This window comes from Croceivirga sp. ABH4_376 (assembly GCF_056160685.1).
This window is the reverse complement of the sequence record NZ_JBSWXQ010000001.1, coordinates 863,703-882,491: the sequence shown is the minus strand read 5'-3', so window position 1 is coordinate 882,491 and position 18,789 is coordinate 863,703. Positions and strand designations below refer to the sequence as shown.

At 37.1% G+C, this 18,789-nt stretch carries 15 protein-coding genes; 4 read left to right on the top strand and 11 right to left on the bottom strand.

Annotated elements, in window-relative coordinates; genetic code table 11:
* Nucleotides 1–148 precede the first annotated feature (148 nt).
* Both ACXAGS_RS03850 and ACXAGS_RS03845 read right to left on the bottom strand, forming a co-directional pair.
* The gene (locus ACXAGS_RS03850) at nucleotides 149–1,036 is read right to left on the bottom strand and encodes a leucine-rich repeat domain-containing protein (RefSeq protein WP_474904660.1); all 888 of its coding nucleotides are present in this window, start codon (nucleotides 1,034–1,036) and stop codon (nucleotides 149–151) included.
* Between the two features lie 149 nt (nucleotides 1,037–1,185).
* Nucleotides 1,186–3,093, bottom strand: a complete 1,908-nt coding sequence (locus ACXAGS_RS03845; RefSeq protein ID WP_474904658.1) for an ABC-F family ATP-binding cassette domain-containing protein — start codon at nucleotides 3,091–3,093, stop codon at nucleotides 1,186–1,188.
* Nucleotides 3,094–3,158: 65 nt separating this feature from the next.
* Here ACXAGS_RS03845 and ACXAGS_RS03840 point away from each other — a divergent pair, with 65 nt between their 5' ends.
* Entirely contained in the window at nucleotides 3,159–3,566 is a 408-nt protein-coding gene (locus tag ACXAGS_RS03840; protein WP_474904800.1) for a DUF983 domain-containing protein, read from the top strand.
* Here the strand turns inward: ACXAGS_RS03840 and ACXAGS_RS03835 are convergent.
* The 9 genes from ACXAGS_RS03835 to ACXAGS_RS03795 form a co-directional block, all read right to left on the bottom strand.
* The gene (locus ACXAGS_RS03835; RefSeq protein WP_474904657.1) at nucleotides 3,563–4,618 is read right to left on the bottom strand and encodes an NAD(P)/FAD-dependent oxidoreductase; all 1,056 of its coding nucleotides are present in this window, start codon (nucleotides 4,616–4,618) and stop codon (nucleotides 3,563–3,565) included. The genes ACXAGS_RS03840 and ACXAGS_RS03835 overlap by 4 nt on opposite strands.
* 96 nt (nucleotides 4,619–4,714) lie before the next feature.
* Nucleotides 4,715–5,620 (bottom strand): type IX secretion system ring subunit PorN/GldN, encoded by a 906-nt coding sequence (porN, locus tag ACXAGS_RS03830; RefSeq protein WP_474904655.1) that lies wholly within the window; start codon nucleotides 5,618–5,620, stop codon nucleotides 4,715–4,717.
* A gap of 13 nt (nucleotides 5,621–5,633) precedes the next feature.
* Nucleotides 5,634–7,202 carry a type IX secretion system motor protein PorM/GldM gene (gene porM, locus ACXAGS_RS03825; RefSeq protein WP_474904653.1) on the bottom strand — a complete coding sequence of 523 codons (1,569 nt, stop codon included), beginning with the start codon at nucleotides 7,200–7,202 and terminating at the stop codon, nucleotides 5,634–5,636.
* 51 nt (nucleotides 7,203–7,253) lie between these two features.
* Complete coding sequence (gene porL / locus ACXAGS_RS03820; protein ID WP_010518282.1) at nucleotides 7,254–7,907, bottom strand: type IX secretion system motor protein PorL/GldL; 654 nt, start codon at nucleotides 7,905–7,907, stop codon at nucleotides 7,254–7,256.
* A gap of 79 nt (nucleotides 7,908–7,986) precedes the next feature.
* Nucleotides 7,987–9,360 (bottom strand): T9SS ring complex lipoprotein PorK/GldK, encoded by a 1,374-nt coding sequence (porK, locus tag ACXAGS_RS03815; RefSeq protein ID WP_010518280.1) that lies wholly within the window; start codon nucleotides 9,358–9,360, stop codon nucleotides 7,987–7,989.
* A gap of 122 nt (nucleotides 9,361–9,482) precedes the next feature.
* The gene (locus tag ACXAGS_RS03810; protein ID WP_474904649.1) at nucleotides 9,483–10,640 is read right to left on the bottom strand and encodes a formimidoylglutamase; all 1,158 of its coding nucleotides are present in this window, start codon (nucleotides 10,638–10,640) and stop codon (nucleotides 9,483–9,485) included.
* A 23-nt stretch (nucleotides 10,641–10,663) separates the two neighbouring features.
* Nucleotides 10,664–13,147 carry a type I DNA topoisomerase gene (gene topA / locus ACXAGS_RS03805; RefSeq protein WP_474904647.1) on the bottom strand — a complete coding sequence of 828 codons (2,484 nt, stop codon included), beginning with the start codon at nucleotides 13,145–13,147 and terminating at the stop codon, nucleotides 10,664–10,666.
* A gap of 118 nt (nucleotides 13,148–13,265) precedes the next feature.
* Entirely contained in the window at nucleotides 13,266–14,504 is a 1,239-nt protein-coding gene (locus ACXAGS_RS03800) for an LVIVD repeat-containing protein (protein ID WP_474904645.1), read from the bottom strand.
* Nucleotides 14,505–14,620: 116 nt separating this feature from the next.
* Nucleotides 14,621–15,382 (bottom strand): hypothetical protein, encoded by a 762-nt coding sequence (locus ACXAGS_RS03795; RefSeq protein ID WP_474904643.1) that lies wholly within the window; start codon nucleotides 15,380–15,382, stop codon nucleotides 14,621–14,623.
* 130 nt (nucleotides 15,383–15,512) lie between these two features.
* Here ACXAGS_RS03795 and miaB point away from each other — a divergent pair, with 130 nt between their 5' ends.
* From miaB to ACXAGS_RS03780, 3 genes are read left to right on the top strand one after another with little or no spacing between them, the layout of a single operon-like run.
* The gene (gene miaB, locus ACXAGS_RS03790; protein WP_474904641.1) at nucleotides 15,513–16,973 is read left to right on the top strand and encodes a tRNA (N6-isopentenyl adenosine(37)-C2)-methylthiotransferase MiaB; all 1,461 of its coding nucleotides are present in this window, start codon (nucleotides 15,513–15,515) and stop codon (nucleotides 16,971–16,973) included.
* A 3-nt stretch (nucleotides 16,974–16,976) separates the two neighbouring features.
* Nucleotides 16,977–18,263 carry a sigma-54 interaction domain-containing protein gene (locus ACXAGS_RS03785; RefSeq protein WP_474904639.1) on the top strand — a complete coding sequence of 429 codons (1,287 nt, stop codon included), beginning with the start codon at nucleotides 16,977–16,979 and terminating at the stop codon, nucleotides 18,261–18,263.
* The gene (locus ACXAGS_RS03780; protein ID WP_474904638.1) at nucleotides 18,263–18,787 is read left to right on the top strand and encodes an LptE family protein; all 525 of its coding nucleotides are present in this window, start codon (nucleotides 18,263–18,265) and stop codon (nucleotides 18,785–18,787) included. Before ACXAGS_RS03785 ends, ACXAGS_RS03780 begins: the two co-directional genes overlap by 1 nt.
* Nucleotides 18,788–18,789: the final 2 nt, after the last annotated feature.

Sequence of the window (18,789 nt, the reverse complement as noted above, 5' to 3'; positions counted from 1 at the left end):
TAGTTTGGTATTTGTTAAAAAGCAAAGCTATTGTTAACATTGGGTAAGGCAGGTTAAAAATTTCATAAAAAGTTAACATCCGATAATTTCATAAAAAAAGGGGGCACACCTCTGCACCCCCGAACCAAACAAACTAAAGTATAACTAACTACTTGTTATCATCTACAAACTTGGTATCTGCCATTCTTGTTGGCAGTGTCTGCACATCTAAATTTTTATAAGGTGATAAATCTTTGCTATCCGTGTCAAAAACCAAGAATTGTTTGGCATTCATAGCTTCTAAACCGGTGAACGCATTAAATTTATTATTCTGTATTTGTAAGATTTTCAGGTTGCTTAGTTGCGCAAATTCCGCAGGTATCTCTCCCGCTAAATCGTTGTTGGCCAAAACTAATTCTTGTAGTTTTACCAACTTACCAATATCTGAAGGTAAACTGCCCTCTAGGTTATTTTCAAACAACCCCAACTTAACCAGTTTGGTTAAATTTCCAAGACCATTGGGGATCGTACCACGAAGGTTATTACTAGAAAGATTTAAAATTTTTAATTGTTGTAGTTGTGAAATAGTTTCTGGTATTTCACCACTTAAAAAATTATTGAACAAAGAAAGCTCCACCAAATTTGTAAGATTACCTACTTCTTCTGGAATACCGCCTTTCAACCTATTCATTTCTAATTTTAAAACCCTTAATTCGGTTAAAGAAGTTAATTCTTTTGGCAAGACACCCGTTAGGTTATTAAAAGCAAGGTTTAAATGCTTTAGATGCGTTAAACTTCCAATACTATTAGGGATTGTACCTTTTAGGTTGTTGTTAAACAACTTTAAACCAACTACATGACCGTCTTTTAAGACAACCCCTTTCCAAGTAGTAACGGGAGCTTCTAAATCCCAAGACGTTATCCATTCTTTACCATTGGTCTGTTGGTGAAAATCTATTAAAGCCTTTTTCTCTTCTTTGGAAATGGTATTGGCAATACTTGCACTAGGAAGTAGTGCTATACTAAATAAAAGAAATACAGATTTGGCTATTTTCATGTTGGTACGGTTTAATTCATAAGAATTGTCCTACAAATTAAATGTAAGTATTCCACCTCAACAAATTAAATCGTTAAACAACTGCTCTATTGTTGCAAAAACGTACTTTTTAGTGGTAAAGAGAGCAAAAGCTGTTGTGAAAGTATTCTTTAGCTTTCTAATTCTAAAGAGATATTTTCCCATTCCAACATACTATCTTCCAGTTTTTTCTTACAACCATTATAAATGTCAAAAAAATCGGTTTTAGCTATAGTTTGGTCGTAATTCATAAGAAGTTCATGATCGTAATCTGCTATTTGCTTCTCTAACTTTGAAATTTCCTTTTCTAGGGCACTTAATTTATTCTTAAGGGATTTAATCTTTTTTTGCTGTTTATAATCCAACGCTCCAGAATCTGTTTTAACCTTTTGGGAAATAGACGCTTCTTTTTTCTCAATAGCCCTAAAATCTTCTACATTACGTTGCTCTAGGTAATAATCTATATCTCCTAGATACTGTTTTATATTACCGTCTTTAAACTCATAGACCGTATCTGTTAAACCCTGAAGAAAATCCCTATCGTGAGAAACCAGTATTAACGTACCTTCAAACTGTTGCAGAGCTTGCTTAAGCACGTTTTTGGATTTAATGTCTAAGTGATTTGTAGGCTCATCCATAACCAGAACATTAAACGGTTGCAGCAAAAGCTTAGCCAAAGCCAATCTGTTTCTTTCTCCTCCAGAAAGTACCTTAACTTGCTTTTCCACATCGTCTCCACCAAACAGAAAAGAACCTAGTATATCCCTAACCTTTGCTCTATTTGTTTCATTGGCCGCATCTATCATGGTATCTAAAATGGTTTTATTTCCATCTAGATATTCTGCCTGGTTTTGCGCAAAGTAACCTAGTTCTACATTATGCCCCAATTTTAGGTTTCCGGTATAATCTAACTCGTCCACTATAATTTTAGCCAAGGTTGTTTTACCCTGACCGTTTTGACCCACAAAGGCCACCTTACTTCCTCGCTCTACCATTAAATCTACCCGTTCTAGTACTTTTTTAGCACCATAACTTTTCCCTAGTTGGGTTATCTCTAAAACCACTTTTCCTGGTTGCTTAGAAATGGGAAACCTAAGGTTCATTACGCTATTATCGTCTTGATCTACTTCTATACGTTCAATCTTGTCCAATTTTTTAATTAAAGATTGCGCCATGGAGGCCTTACTAGACTTGGCCCTGAACTTTTCTATTAAACGCTCTGCCTGTTGTATCTCTCGCTCTTGATTCTTTTGGGCATTTAGCTGTTGTTCTTTAATTTCTGAACGCAAGGTTAAGTATTGCGTATAGGGCTTGTTAAAATCATAAATTCTGCCCAGGGAAATTTCTATAGTCCTGTTGGTTACGTTATCTAAAAACATTTTATCGTGAGAGACAATTACTACCGCACCAACATAGTTTTTTAAAAAACTTTCTAACCAAAGAATAGATTCTATATCCAAATGGTTGGTAGGCTCATCTAAAAGTAAAATATCATTGTTTTGCAGTAGAAGTTTTGCCAACTCTATTCGCATGCGCCATCCTCCAGAGAAAGTTTCGGTTTGCTTTTCAAAATCTTCTCTTTTAAAGCCAAGTCCTTGTAAAACCTTCTCTGTATCTCCTTGGTAATTATAACCGCCTAAAATCTCATATCTATGGGTATAATCATTTAGGTCTATCATTAATTGGTTATATCCTTCGCTTTCATAGTCTGTACGCTCTGCCAATTGCGTATTTATAGTCTCTAACTTTTGCTCAACTAACTTTATTTCTTCAAATGCTTGGTAAGATTCTTCTAAAACCGTTCTACCCTGTTCAAAGTCTATATCTTGTTTTAAAAACCCAATCTTTATCTCTTTATCCGTAGCAATAGTACCCTCGTCCAAAGGCATCTCTTTTGCCAATAACTTTAACATGGTAGATTTACCAGCACCGTTTTTTCCAATTAACCCTACCTTGTCTCCAGGACTAAGTTTAAAGGTTATTTCATTAAATAAATATTCGCCGCCAAAAGAAACGGATAGGTTGTGTACGTTAAGCATGTTTTGTGATAAATGTTACAATCTTTGGATATTAGATTTTTTATCTTTGATTCAAAGAAATGCAAATGTTAAAAAAAGGCACTAAAATCTACAGCATTTTAACAGGAAGTTGCCCAAAATGCCATAATGAAAGTATGTATGAAAACAAAAACCCATACGCTTTGGGCGATTTGTTCAAAATGCATGAACGTTGTTCTCATTGTAATACCAAATATAAAATAGAGCCCTCCTTTTTTTATGGCGCTATGTATGTAAGTTATGCCGTAGGTGTTGCTTTTGCCGTAGCTGCATTTGTGGTAAGTAATTTGTTTTTCGGTGCCAACTTAATTAACACCTTTATTAGCATTATTGCAACCTTGGTAGTTTTTATGCCCATTATAATGAGGTTGTCTAGAAACATTTGGATCAACTTTTTTATCTCATACGACACAAGTGCGGCCAAGCAAAAAAACGACAATCAAGTAACGGCCTAGTTCACAAAATACTTCTTAGAAAAACGAGCAATATCTATCTCTGGATTTAAGCTTGAATCTTTATAGATAAAATTAAACAATTGCTCTGAAGCGTAGGGAGCCAATAATACACCCCTAGACCCAAAACCGTTTAAAATATACATATTTCCAAACTTTGGATGCCTACCTACCAAAGGCCTACGATCAGTTACCGTTGGGCGAATACCTGCTACATGATCTACGACTTCAAATTCTGAAATTAAAAACGTACGCAACTTGGTGATTAATTCTTCCTTTGCCGCTTCTGTAGGCGTATTGGTTTTATCTTTCCATTTATAGGTGGCACCAACCCTGTAGTAATCCCCACCCAAGGGTATAATAAAACAAGAGGATTTTATAACTGACTCTTCTTTTAAATTAGGCGCTTTAATAGTTAACAATTCGCCTTTGGTTCCATTCAACGGCAAATAATTGAAAAAGGGATTCTCTTTTATCCCAAATCCTTCTGCGAAGATTATCTTTCTATAGTTAGTTCCCTTAAATTCAAAGGCCTCTGTTTTTATCTGGAGTGCATTGTAATCAAAAGTAGCTTTAGTTATACAATTCAAACCTTCTAAATAACTAGTATACGCCTGTTGCAAGTTAGCCGTATCAATCTTTCCTGTTTTTAAAACCTCTCCTAATCCATTTTCTGCAGCAATACCTTCATTGCTATTTTTATGAATATGATGATTTAGAAGTTGATTTAACCTTGGTTTATCCACGGCCTCGAACCACAAATTCTGTTCTTCAATACTAGCAAATCTTCTAAGCACTTTTAGTTTATCATCTATGGCAATGTTGAGCTTTTCTTCTATAGCTTGATAAAATGGAACAGCTTGTGCTAACTGCGTGTCTGCATTCCATGCCAAGGTAAACCGTTTAAGTATAACTGGATTGTACAACCCACCGGCTACTTTGGAGGAGGTTTGAGAGCTATTTTCGTATACGTCAAAAGTTTTACCGCCAGCCAGTAAGCGCTCGCACATGGCAATACCCGCTAATCCTAAACCTACCAACAACACATCTTTCATAGCAGCAAATTTACGGTAGCTAGTATTAGAAAAAGAAAAACGCCTTGGTAAAATTACCAAGGCGTTCTGTTTTGTTGAATTGGAAATATCTAAGGACTAGTATGCCCACATATCCTGTTCCCTATCTCGGATAGTCTCCTTGATTCTGTTAGCCTCTAACAGTTGAAACAGTGCATTGTCAAAAACGTAATCATCAATCTCACGGTCTCCGTGTACGTTGTCTTCCTTATAGATAACCCCGTTAAACCTTCTTGCGTTTAGCAACATATCAAAAGATATAGGTTGTGCCGAGTTTCTATTGTTAAAGACTTTGGCTTTGTGTAAAATTTGTCTGGCACTTGGATACCAAACCCAGAACAATTCTACTTTGTTCTCATTTGGATCTATAGACTCATCGTCCACAAAGTTAACGTCTGGAGCAACAGGAGCTATACCTAACAAGCGGTATTTAAGCTCGCCCTGGCGCTTATCAAAGTACCAGATTCCTTTTATACGATACTCCTCAATATCTGCCGCGTCTAGTTCTCTTCTGTTGATGTACTCTTGAGAAACTTCCTCACCAGCATTTAATTGTTCGTAACCGTAATCTGTTGTATCTACTTTCTTTAAAGTTGCTTCTAGGTCTCCTAAACCGTCTAACTTTTCAGTAAAGTAAGAATCCGCATAAATATCTGTTAACTTACCATTTTTAATGTTCTTAATAAGAACATGGTACAAAGACCTTCTGTCTGACCCAATACCTACGGTATCTGTTGGGTAATACATAGGAAAGTTAACACGCTCATCTAAATCTATAACCTCCCATACTGTTTTGGACCAAAGGATATCCCTATCATCCACATAACCATATTCCAAAGGCTCATCATTGTCTTGAGCAATCTGCTCTTCGGTCTTCTTACCTATTTCTTCTGGTTTCTTGGCATTTAATATGTTTGCCTGTGCCATCATTGAAACCGGTAATAAACCAACCGCAGCGATTAATAAAACATTTTTCCAATTCATTTTACTCTTATCTTTAGTTTGTCAATTCTACAACAACAGGAGATACTTTCTTAAGTTTATAACTCTTGTTATTGCTAATGTATGCTTTGATATCAAAAATTTGTACTGCATCTCCTCTTCCTGCTATTTTAAGTGCAGACTTGGCTTTAGCATTTAATTTGTTACCGTTTACAACTACTGTTGGTTGTCCAGGAACTTTAAACTTAAAGCCACTTACAGCTAATTTTAAATCGAAGTCAAAGTCTTCTAACATAGCGCTTACCGTAGAAATCTCTAAGTTTCTTCTTGGCATTTTTGCACTACCAGCTTCACCACGGATAGTTCCGCTAGGTCTTGGAATATCTTTGATACGGAATGTAGCAGGAGTACTAATTCTTTGTCCGTCTGGCAATACACCAGAAGCACTAATTGTAACCTCTCTACCCGTACCTGGGTTCATGATGTATCTGCTACCACTAACTTTTCTTAATCCAGGTGCAGAAGCACTTACTTTATTATCTGGAATACCTGGGATAGAAATAGTCATTGGGTTAGCAACACCACGGTACACAACATTCATCTTATCTGCAGCTATTACGGCAGCATTAGGCTTAGAAATAGTTGCAAACGAATTGTTTACAGGAACCTCAATCTCTTTACCATCTTGCATAAAGAAAAGCATACCTTCTATAGTGTGGTCACCAGCACCACCGGCACCGATTAACATTTTAACACCACCAGCTTCTAATTTGTAATCTTTATCAGCTACTAATTTTCTACCGTCTAAAGTTAGCTCTGCACGTACAGGTGTAGATGTTTTGTCTGTCTTAGAGATAATAATCTTACCATCGTACTTTTCTCCACTATAAAAAGCAGATTTAGAAGCAGATAATGAAGTTGCAAAATTCTTTAAAGAAACAGCCTCAGTAAGGTTACCTTCTAAAAGACCTTTTAATACATCTTGCTCAGTAGACTTAATATCTGACTGCATTGCAGTAAGTTTAGTTAAAGAAACTACCATAGGTACTCTCTCATAGTGATAGTTTAACCAATCTTCTTTGGTACCATCGCTTTTTTCTACTTTACCGTTTTCGTCTCCTGTAGCAAAACGTGCATTAACAGACTCTTTAATATCTTTCATGTTTTCTGGTAACACCTTACCTACTTCTGTACGGTAACGGTTAACCCAGTTTAAGAACTTTTGACCTTCTTCGGTAACTTTATCACCACCAAAGAATTTTTGATCAAGAAAATCAGACTTATCCATTTTCTCGTAGTCCTTTTTATCTTCGTAACCTTCTAACATTTCTCCCTTTAAGCCTTCTATATAGCTATAGAACTCATTGGATAATTCTGTTACTTGGGTTGCCTTTTGGTATAAAGGTGCATACTCTTCTTCGTTTTCAGAAGCTTTAGTTGCTAAACCATCTAAGTAGGCTACGTTGTTTTCACTGGCCTTTACGTTTGATGCTTCGAACTTCTCGTTCATTACACCAAATGCTGCCAATACTTCTTTTCCTATGTTTAACGCCAACATCGCGATGAAGATCAAGTACATAAGGTTGATCATCTTCTGACGTGGACTTGCTTTTCCTCCTGCCATGTTTTCTAATTAGTTTTAATTAATAATTTGGGGTTAATAATTGCTAACTAATTAGTTCTTTGACATTGCAGACAACATACCACCATATACACCATTCAATGAAGATAGGTTAGTGGCCAAAGATTCCATTTGGTCTTTTAAGGCACCAGCATTTTGCACTACTTCTTCGTTAATAGAAGCTTGGCGGCTAGCACTTTCTAATTGTACTTTATAAAGACTATTTAAAGATTCCATTTGAGCAGCAGCATGAGACAACTCTTCTGAGTATTTTTTAGTGTGCTGTATTGCATCTGTAGTAGGTGCAATATTTTTAGCTGCACCTTCAAAACTCTTGATGCTTTCTCCTAGGCTACTAAACAATTGTGAATCTATATTTGCTTCCTTAAGCATTTCATCTAATTTCTTAGAAAGAATACCTTCTGATTCTTTTGCTTCTGCAGCTTCTCTTTTTTGAGATTTCTTAGTTTCACCACCAGCTAATTCTGGGTAAACTAAAGACCAATCTAATTCTTCTTCTACTGGCTCAAATGCAGCGATAGCAAAAATTAATGCTTCCGTGATAAGACCAATAGCTAGTAATAAACCACCTGTTAAGGGACCGAACTCCCAGTGAAGAATCTTGAATAATGCACCAATAATTACTACCGATGCTCCTAGCCCGTAGGCCATGTTAAACAGCTTTTTTGTTGATTTTGACTGTGCCATAATGATAATTAAATTAAGTTATATAAATAAAGAATTTGGTTACAAGTTTAATTTAGTGTTCTCGTAAACTTTTTCTTGTTTATAGTCCGTTGTTTCCTTTGGTAGAATCTTCTTCTCCCATATAATCCTGTACGGTTCTAAAGCCTATGTAACTACGTGCAGAATCTTGGTATTCATAATCCCTGGTACTTACTTGCAAGAAGTACGCAACATCTTTCCAAGACCCACCACGAATTACTTTTCTTTTGTTTTGTCCAGAACCGGCATTTGGGTTCATGGTAGAAACGTACTCGTAAGCACCTGGATCATAGCTAGAGTTTGTCCACTCAGACACGTTACCGGCCATATTATAAAGATTATAATCGTTTGGCTCGTAAGATTTAGCCTCTACTGTATATAATGCTGCATCTGCCGCATAATCTCCACGTTGTGGCTTAAAGTTTGCCATAAAACAGCCTGTATCACTAATTACATAAGGACCACCCCATGGATACGTACCGCCTTCAATACCTCCCCTTGCGGCATACTCCCATTCTGCTTCGGTTGGTAATCTAAATTGATTCACAAACTGCTTACCTCTACTCTTCTGATCATCATTTTTGAACTTGGTTCTCCAATGACAGAAAGCTTTGGCTTGTTGCCAGTTAACACCAACAACCGGGTAATCACTGTAGGCATCGTGCCAGAAATAATCGTTATGCATTGGTTCGTTGTAAGAGTACTCAAAGTCTCTGATCCAAACCGTTGTATCTGGATAAATGTTTAATTCTTCCTTTTTGATGAAATCGCTACGTTTACCACTTTTAGACCTGGCAGCCGCTTCAATATCCATCCAATTGTACTTATATTTCAACTGCTTTACATCTAAAGAACGCTGACCGTTATAGGTTTCTTCTTCAGATAAATAAAGCGAGTCCATTATCTCTGCATAATATTCATCTGGATAGTCATTGGTATCCCAAATAAGGTCTATATCCTTATTTAAAGCATACGCCTCATAACCATCGCCACCAATAAAGTTGTCTAATTTGTACTTTTCCCAAACAGAAAGTTTAGTAGTATCGGCACTAGCAAATGCGTATTCGCCAATAGTACCATCATCTTCTGGACTAAGCCCCAGCTCTTCTGCTAAAATGGCAAGTTTGGTTCTTGCTACAGAATCTTTTACCCACTCTACAAACTGACGGTATTCACTGTTGGTAATTTCAGTATCGTCCATGTAGAAAGACCTTACGGTTACGGTTCTGGTTGGTGCGTTTAACACCTTTGCCTGGTCCTCTTCTGCTTTACCCATTATAAAGGATCCTCTTGGTATCAATTCCATACCATAGGGCTTCTCGGGATACCATTTCTTCCCTTTCACACCAACTAATTCACCTTTTGACCTTGATTTAGAACCACAACTGGTAAGTAAAAAAACAAGCGCTAGAGATGATAACAATAGCTTTCTCATACTTTAGGTTAAATTTTCGATTTAAGATTTATAAACTGCATAACACAATTTCATACTCTCAAAACTTGATTTTGAATATTTTATTGTGCAATTGCAGAATATGTGTCAAAAAATTTTATTGTTCAGTTTAAGCCTTTCTTGAAGGCTTTTAGCCATCTCTCCGGAATCATTTGGTTACATGCGTCCAAATAATCCTGTTGAGTGCAAGGTAATAACGCCACGGAATTGGATTTATTATGCTCCAATAAAATAGATGGTACTTCTACCCACCATCTTTCCGTGACATGGCTTTTAAAAAAGATAAGTTCTTCTGCATCTGTTGGCACAGTAAATTTGGTAAAGTCTTCATTATCAGAACTAGGAGTCTCTAGGATACGAAACGTTAAACCCTCCATGAAGTACCATACCATTTGCGCAATTAAGCGATGGGATAAGGTAGAATTTTCCATTTCATAGATACCAAAAACGGAAACTTTATCGCTAAGCCCGGCGTAGCGGGCAATTGCACAAATTTCTTTACCATCAAAACCATTTGGCGAAAAGTTAGCTACGGCCCCCATTTCTGATGCCCTAACTGATTTCATATCTATACTAACCAGATGAGCATTACGTAGTACGGGCTCTGCCAAAGTAATATTATGACTTATTTCTCCCAACCTGTAGGCATCAAAAAATAGACGTTCCATAAGGTCCATCTCTTCTTGTGCATTAAAATAGCTCTGAAAGCCTAGATTTGAAAAATTAAATAAATTATTGGGTTTATCAGTAATGATTTTACTCATGTAAGATTCGGATGATATGAGTTCATCATCCATACCAAAATCAAACTTACAATCTACATTGGCAATATTTATCATGTTCTTGATATTATCAAATGCACGATAAACCGGAAAAATTAAATCTTGGGTAGCTCCCAAGATAATAGGAATAATATTTTCTTCTAAAAGGCCCGCAACAATTTCACGAACAACAAAATAAGTATCTTCTACACTTTCGCCTTCTTGAACATCACCAATATCTATGATGGTACCATTCCAGTTACCCATCATTAGGCGGTATATTTCTAAGCGTAGGCCATCTATATCTAATTTGGCATTCTTTTTTTCAAAGGCATTTCTAGATTCTAGCACACCAAACAATGCAACGGTTGCATTGGCAAATACGGGCAAGCCTTTTTTTTCGGTATGTTTATGAATATTCTTTCCTAGTGCTTGAGGCGGTAGAAATTCCGTAAATGCCATTACCTTTTCACTTACGGGCACTAAAAAATCAAATGCCATATACCTATTCGTTTATAGTTAATTTATTTCTTACTTGTTTTTCTTGTCTTTTTCTTTGGCGTCTTCTTTTCTATTAATGCTTTTGCCTCTTCCAAATCTATTTTGGAAACATCAACATCTTTAGAAAGCTCTACTTTAATTTTGCCTTTGATAACATTATGCCTACCCCATCTGGCCTTTTCTATACGTATGCCCTCTTCTGGCCATTCTTGTATTAGCTTCTCTTTTTCTTTTTGAATCTTGGCCTCTATTAGCTCTTCAATATCTGCTTTACTCAAATTATCAAAGTCATACTTTTTGTTCACATTTATGAACATACCATCCCATTTAATAAAGGGTCCAAACCTACCCACACCTTTGGTCACGTCTGTTCCTTTATAGGTTGCAATAGGAGCATCTGCCTTTTGCTTTGCCTTTATTAGTTCTATGGCCCTATCCATATCTACATCAAAAGCACTTTCGCCCTTTTCTAATGAGATAAACTTTTTACCAAACCTAACATACGGTCCATACCTACCCACGTTGGCTTCTACTTCTTCCCCTTCATATACGCCCAACTTTTTAGGTAATTGAAAAAGCTCCATTGCCTCTTCAAAGGTTATAGTTGTTAAAGACTGTTCTGGCAATAAACTTGCAAATTGCGGTTTTTCTTCCTCTTCTGCAGTACCAATTTGCACCATGGGTCCAAATCTTCCCAGCCTTACAGATACTTGCCTTCCAGATTCCGGGTCTTTACCCAAAATACGCTCTCCACTGGCACGCTCCGCATTCTCTTCTACATCTTCTACCGTAGGGTGAAAGTCTTCATAAAAGGTCTTCATTACTTTTTTCCAATCTTCCTCTCCTGCAGCAATTTCATCAAAGTCTTCTTCTAATTGTGCGGTAAAATTATAATCCAAAATTTTAGAAAAATTGGTTACTAAAAAGTCATTCACAATCATTCCTATATCCGTAGGCACTAATTTTCCTTTATCGGACCCTACTGTTTCTGTTAACTCTTTAGCGGTGACTTTTCCACTTTCCAACACCAATTGCGTATAGTTACGTTCCGTACCTTCTACAGTACCTTTTTCTACGTAACCCCTATTTTGAATGGTAGAGATGGTTGGCGCATAAGTAGATGGCCTACCGATACCTAATTGCTCTAACTTTTTAACCAAAGAGGCCTCGGTGTACCTATACGGCGGCCTGGTAAAACGTTCCGTTGCCGAGATGTAGGTGTTATTTAATCCTTCGCCCACCTTCATTACAGGTAGCATTCCTTCTTGCTCTTCAGCTATATCCTCTTCATCTACACCTTCTAAATACACTTTTAAAAAGCCGTCAAACTTAACCACCTCACCATTGGCCGTAAATTCTTCTTGATGGCTGCTAGCAGCAATTTTTACGTTGGTACGCTCTAACTGTGCATCACTCATTTGCGAAGCCAAAGTACGCTTCCAAATAAGTTCGTATAACTTGGCCTGGTCTCGCTCTAGAGATGGGCTCTGAAGTTTCATATCTGTTGGCCTTATAGCTTCGTGTGCCTCTTGAGCCCCTTTAGACTTTCCAGTATAACTACGCACCTCGCTATATTTTTCACCATAATTGGATACAATGGCATCCTTTGCAGCGTCCAGTGCTTCTTTAGATAAATTTACACTATCAGTTCTCATATAGGTAATAAGACCCGCCTCATACAAACGTTGTGCAACTTGCATGGTACGCCCAACCGAAAAATAAAGTTTTCTAGAAGCCTCTTGCTGTAAAGTAGAAGTGGTAAACGGTGCCGCAGGGGATTTTTTAGCCGGCTTGGTATCCAATTTGGCCACCTTAAAATCCGCTCCAATATTACTATCTAAAAAGGCCTGGGCTTCTTCCTTAGAACCAAAGCTTTTATTTAGTTTAGCATCAAAAGCAACACCTTCTTGTGTTTTAAATTCGGCTTTTATTTTATAAGATGCCTCGGGAGTAAATGCCTCAATTTCTCTTTCTCTTTCTACAATTAAACGAACAGAGACAGATTGTACCCTACCCGCAGAAAGCCCTGGTTTAATTTTTTTCCAAAGCACGGGAGACAATTGGTAACCCACCAACCGGTCTAAAACCCTACGTGCTTGTTGGGCATTTACCAAATTGTAGTTGATTTCTCTTGGATTTTGTATTGCCCTTTGTATCGCCGATTTTGTAATAGAATTAAAAACAATTCTTTTTGTCTTTTTTTGCTCTAAACCCAATTCTTCTGCCAAGTGCCAAGAAATAGCTTCTCCCTCACGATCCTCATCACTAGCAAGCCAGATAACCTCTGCTTTTTTAGCCAAATCTTTCAATTTCTTCACAAGGGCTTTCTTGTCCTTATCTACCACATATTTTGGGGTAAAATCTTTATCAACATCTACGCCCAATTCTTTTGAAGGCAAATCGGCAATATGCCCAAAACTGGATTCTACTTGATAATCTTTCCCTAAAAATTTCTCTATGGTCTTCGCCTTAGCGGGGGACTCTACTATTACTAAATTCTTTGGCATTAACGTGGGTTTGTTGCAACAAAAGTATATGAATTTTTTGATTTGACCCTTACCCTAGAGCCTATCCAAAAAATATCCCGCGGTATGCGGGATAGAAAAATAGTTTTAAATTCTACTTTTAGTTGAGCCTAAATTCACTTAATAATTTAATATTGTTCTGGGTATAGGTATATTGATACAATACTCCATCTCCTACCATTAAAAGCTGTTCCTCCAAAGGGATAACATCAAAAGTAACTATGTTTTTAAAATGATTTAACTGCGGTAGATCCGGAACCTTAGATTTATCATACACTTTTAATCCAGAAGCTCCATCGCATATAAAAAGTTGATTGCCTTTTATCCCCAGACCATAGGGTTGATCCATAGGATACATTACTTTTAATTCCGGGGTTTCAATATTTGCTATGTCTACAATATAGAGTCCACTTTCTGTTGCCCCACAAAAATTCCCTCCCCTTAAGGTAACGTAGGCATAATTATCATCCACCACAACCGGATCACAGGCCGTACCATGTCTAAATTCTGAAACATAGCTAGGCTGTGCAGGGTTGCTAAGATTATAAATGAACATTCCTTGCATACTACCCAAGAATAGATATTCTCCTTTATTAAAGATGGTTTCTATATCAAACCCAGCATAAATTGGATTCAATTTTTCTGGAACATTTAAATTAGAAATATTAAAAACGTTGATATTGTGACTATCTACCGCATATAGATAATCGTCTACAATCTTAAAACGGGCCAAAGAACCACCCTGACCGGTGTTGCTTCTAGACTGGTTGGCCAAAGCATCAGCCTCTAAAAAAATATCCGGACCACCAACAGCCTCTATTTTTCTGCGTTCTACTTTAGTTTCCCAACCTATTATATACTCGTTTTCATAATCTATCTGGGCATATTCATATATTTCCGCGGCAGGCCAAACCACATTGTTTGGCAAGGCATTCTCTAACCGGTTTACTTCTTTAATATCATTGCTATTAGAAATATCTAGAATTACCAAGTCCACAACACTATCTGCATAGAGAAAATCATCTTTCACCGATATATCTACATTACCAGGAATGGTAATAAAACCAATTTTAGAAGGGTTTTCTGGATTAGAATTATCAATTACATGTACACCTTTATATTTTTCATTGATAAAAATATAATTGTCGTAGGCATAAATTTTACCGGATGTTTTTGTTGGTCTAGGTGCTATAAAGGTAACACTTGTGCGTAATTCCGCTTTATTAACTACTAGTGGAGTTGCAACAACATAATCTGCATATTCACTATCGTCATCATCGTTACAACTAATAAAAAGGATACTATTAAAAAGTAATAGCAAAAACAAGAATTTTTTCATGGCAATGGTTTTAATTTATTGATTGTTTGCCAATTAGATGAAGTAGCCACAAAAAAGTTGCGTGCGTACCGCTTAAAAAGCAATACGCACGAAGCTTAAAAATTCTTTAAGTTATTTTAAGAATTACCTATAAAACCAGAGGCAGCATCGGCATCTTTTTCTGTAAATCCTAAACTATCTTTATACACATAAAACATAGGAATCCTTGCAAACATAGCAGTAAAGTAAACTCCCACAATACACAAAATTAAACCCAAATTGGCCAAAAAGCCACACACTATAATTAGACCAAATATGGTTAACCAGTTCTTATTACCCAGCGCAAAACTTGCCGCTACTATTTCTTTTGCACTAAGCTCTTGATTAAAGGCCATAAACACAGGAAACAAAGACACTGGCACCATTACATAAAACGTACCCAGACCACACGCCAACATACCTAAAACACCTAAGCCTAACCCATACAGACCTAATATAAAAGATTTTTGAAGGTGTGGTTTTTTAAAGTATTTGAAGTACTGCTCGCTTCCCATTTCGTCTAGGTCTTTTCGTTTACAGATATCATAAAAAGAGGCCATTAAACTATTGCTAATAGTTAAAACACCCAAGATTAATATAGGGTACAGCAGAAAAAAACCAATCATCATCCCAACGGGTGGTTCTTCTTGCTGAAAAGCTTGGGGATCGGCCATACCCGTAACCATAAGCGGCACATAGATTATTAAATAAAAGGGCATCATACAAACCATCATTAACAATAAGGTAACTAGGCCTTGTACCCAAACCTTTTTAAATAATTCTGTAGACTTACTAAAGATATCGCCAAAACTAAGTTCCGGACTTGTTGCAATTGCAGCTTTAAGCTGTTCTAAATTCATAATTTTAAGTTATTGGTTGATTGTAAATTTATGGTATAACGTTAAATAAATTTAAATCGTCTTAAAAATACTGCCAATTTGTCATTAACTTAGATTTAAATGTATCTTTGCAGCCCGCAGAAAGTTAAGGATGATGCAAAACGAAACGGAAAAAATTATAGACGAGAAAGTTCAAGGCACAACACTAAGTCTTGACAACAAGAAAGATAATACTCGTAAATTATATATAGAAAGCTATGGCTGCCAGATGAATTTCTCGGACAGCGAAATTGTAGCTTCCATTTTAGCAAAAGAAGGTTTTAATACCACGCAAGAATTAGCGGAGGCCGACTTGGTATTGGTTAACACCTGTTCTATTAGAGAAAAGGCAGAACAGACCGTACGCAAGCGTCTAGAAAAATTCAATGCTGTTAAACGGGTTAACCCCGGAATGAAGGTTGGTGTTCTAGGTTGCATGGCAGAACGCCTAAAAAGTAAATTCTTAGAAGAAGAAAAAATAGTGGACATGGTGGTAGGCCCAGACGCCTACAAAGACCTACCCAATTTAATACAAGAGATAGATGAAGGGAGAAATGCGGTAAACGTAATTTTGTCCAAGGACGAAACCTATGGCGATGTTGCTCCTGTTCGTTTAAACTCTAATGGCGTTACCGCGTTTGTTTCCATCACCAGAGGTTGCGACAATATGTGCACGTTCTGCGTGGTACCTTTTACCAGAGGTAGGGAACGCAGTCGTAATCCAAAATCTATCTTAGAAGAGGTAAAAGACCTTTGGAACAAGGGCTTTAAAGAAATCACTTTACTGGGTCAAAATGTAGATAGTTACCTGTGGTATGGCGGCGGACTAAAAAAAGATTATGAAAAGGCTACGGACATGCAAAAAGCTACCGCTGTAAACTTTGCCAAATTATTGGAAATGGTAGCCACGGCGCAACCAAAAATGCGTATTCGCTTTTCTACGTCTAACCCACAAGATATGACCCTGGATGTTATAGACACCATGGCCAAATTTGAAAATATCTGTAAGTACATACACTTACCGGTACAAAGTGGAAGCGATAGAATTTTAAAAGAAATGAATCGCTTACACACCAGGCAGGAATATTTTACCCTAATAGATAATATTAAGGCTAGAATTCCAGATTGTGCCATTAGCCAAGACATGATAACAGGTTTCCCAACAGAAACCGAAGAAGACCACCAAGACACCTTGTCTTTGATGGAGTACGTTAAGTACGATTTTGGTTTTATGTTCGCTTATTCTGAAAGACCAGGTACACTTGCTGCAAGAAAATTAGAAGACGACATTCCTGAGGATATAAAAAAACGTAGGCTTACGGAAATAATTAACCTTCAACAAGAACATGCCCTTTATAGAACCCAACAACATGTAGGCAAAGTAGAAGAGGTTCTTATTGAAGGTACCAGTAAAAAATCAGATGCGCATTGGATGGGTAGAAATTCGCAAAATACCGTTGTGGTTTTTCCAAAAGAAAACTATAAGGTAGGGGATTTTGTAAACGTAAAAATCAATGATTGTACATCTGCCACTTTGTTAGGGGAAGCAGTAGAACTATCTAAAAACAACTAAGAATTGGAATCTGTACAAGCCATAAAACAACGCTTTGAACTTATTGGTAACGACCAAAAGTTTAACCGTGCCCTAGAAAAGGCGATGCAGGTAGCCCCTACGGACATATCCGTTTTGGTTACCGGTGAAAGTGGTGTTGGTAAAGAATCCATACCTAAAATAATACACTCTTTAAGCCATAGAAAACACGCAAAATATATAGCGGTTAACTGTGGGGCTATACCAGAAGGCACCATAGACAGTGAACTATTTGGCCATGAAAAAGGAGCTTTTACGGGTGCTACACAAACACGTAGCGGTTATTTTGAAGTTGCAGATGGCGGCACTATTTTTTTAGATGAAGTGGGAGAACTACCGCTTACCACCCAAGTACGCTTATTACGCGTATTGGAAAATGGCGAGTTTTTAAAAGTAGGTTCTTCTCAAGTTCAAAAAACAGATGTGCGTATTGTGGCGGCAACCAACGTAAACATGTTCGATGCCATTAAAAAAGAGAAATTTAGAGAAGATCTATACTATCGTTTAAGTACTGTAGAAATTGGTATACCTCCATTAAGAGATCGTCAGGGCGATATTCATCTTTTATTTCGAAAATTTGCTTCAGATTTTGGCCAAAAATATAAGATGCCAACTATTAGGTTAACAGATGAAGCCGTACAATTATTGCAGCGCTACCGCTGGCCCGGTAACATTAGGCAGCTAAGAAATATAGCGGAACAAATTTCGGTATTAGAAGAAAACAGAGAAGTTTCTGCAGCAACTTTAGGCTCTTATTTACCGGACATGAGCGGCGGTAACTTACCAGCATTGGTAAATCAGCAGAAGAAAGAAAGTGATTTTAGTACGGAACGTGAAATTCTATACAAGGTTTTGTTCGATATGAAAAGTGACCTGAACGACTTAAAAAAGTTGACCTTAGAATTGATGAAGGAAAATGACTCTGAAAAGGTTCAGGAAGAAAATGAAAAGCTTATTCGTAAAATTTACGGCAGTGAGGATGAAAATTACGATACCGAAGAACACATAACCGAGGTTTTACATTTACCAGAACCTTTTGAGGAAGAACATAGTACAATTGCACCCACAAAACCTACTATTCCTACTGCGGAAGACCGGTATCATTTTGCAGAAGAAATAGAAGAGGAAGAAACACTTTCTTTACAAGACAAAGAGATAGAATTGATAAAAAAATCTCTTGAGCGCAACAACGGCAAACGCAAAGCGGCAGCCGCCGAGTTAGGTATTTCTGAACGTACCCTTTACCGTAAAATAAAACAATACGACTTGTAATGAAATCATTTAAAGTTTTTACCTTTTTACTTAGCATAACTACTCTTTTTCTGATTCAAGGATGTGGTTTTTATAATTTTTCGGGCGCCAGTACTGGCACTGCGGAGAGTGTTCAAGTTAACTTTTTTCAGAATTATGCGGATCAGACCCCAGGCTCTACCATTGAACCAGGTTTGGATAGGGATTTTACCAATGCATTGCAAGACCTAATTACCAATTTAACCAGTTTAAATTTAACCGGCAGCAATGGTGATTTGTTATATGAGGGTGAAATTGTAGAGTACCGTGTATCACCAATGTCCGCAACCGCAAACCAAACAGCGGCACAAAACAGACTAACCATTAGTGTTAATGTTCGTTTTTATAATAAAACCAAGGAAGATGCCGATTTTGAAAGACGCTTTTCTTTCTTTTATGATTACCCTGGCACCTCTTTACTTCAAAACGTAAAGACCGAAGCCCATGAGGTGATTTTTGAACGAATAACCCAAGATATTTTTAACGCATCACTTGCAGACTGGTAATA

Bases quoted from the DNA above. Each gene is read 5' to 3' on its own strand.
- ACXAGS_RS03810 (WP_474904649.1), bottom strand. From the start codon at position 10,640: ATGGCATTTGATTTTTTAGTGCCCGTAAGTGAAAAGGTAATGGCATTT.
- ACXAGS_RS03835 (WP_474904657.1), bottom strand. From the start codon at position 4,618: ATGAAAGATGTGTTGTTGGTAGGTTTAGGATTAGCGGGTATTGCCATG.
- ACXAGS_RS03845 (WP_474904658.1), bottom strand. From the start codon at position 3,093: ATGCTTAACGTACACAACCTATCCGTTTCTTTTGGCGGCGAATATTTA.
- ACXAGS_RS03850 (WP_474904660.1), bottom strand. From the start codon at position 1,036: ATGAAAATAGCCAAATCTGTATTTCTTTTATTTAGTATAGCACTACTT.
- porM (WP_474904653.1), bottom strand. From the start codon at position 7,202: ATGGCAGGAGGAAAAGCAAGTCCACGTCAGAAGATGATCAACCTTATG.
- porL (WP_010518282.1), bottom strand. From the start codon at position 7,907: ATGGCACAGTCAAAATCAACAAAAAAGCTGTTTAACATGGCCTACGGG.
- ACXAGS_RS03840 (WP_474904800.1), top strand. From the start codon at position 3,159: ATGTTAAAAAAAGGCACTAAAATCTACAGCATTTTAACAGGAAGTTGC.
- topA (WP_474904647.1), bottom strand. From the start codon at position 13,147: ATGCCAAAGAATTTAGTAATAGTAGAGTCCCCCGCTAAGGCGAAGACC.
- ACXAGS_RS03800 (WP_474904645.1), bottom strand. From the start codon at position 14,504: ATGAAAAAATTCTTGTTTTTGCTATTACTTTTTAATAGTATCCTTTTT.
- ACXAGS_RS03780 (WP_474904638.1), top strand. From the start codon at position 18,263: ATGAAATCATTTAAAGTTTTTACCTTTTTACTTAGCATAACTACTCTT.
- porK (WP_010518280.1), bottom strand. From the start codon at position 9,360: ATGAGAAAGCTATTGTTATCATCTCTAGCGCTTGTTTTTTTACTTACC.
- miaB (WP_474904641.1), top strand. From the start codon at position 15,513: ATGATGCAAAACGAAACGGAAAAAATTATAGACGAGAAAGTTCAAGGC.
- porN (WP_474904655.1), bottom strand. From the start codon at position 5,620: ATGAATTGGAAAAATGTTTTATTAATCGCTGCGGTTGGTTTATTACCG.
- ACXAGS_RS03795 (WP_474904643.1), bottom strand. From the start codon at position 15,382: ATGAATTTAGAACAGCTTAAAGCTGCAATTGCAACAAGTCCGGAACTT.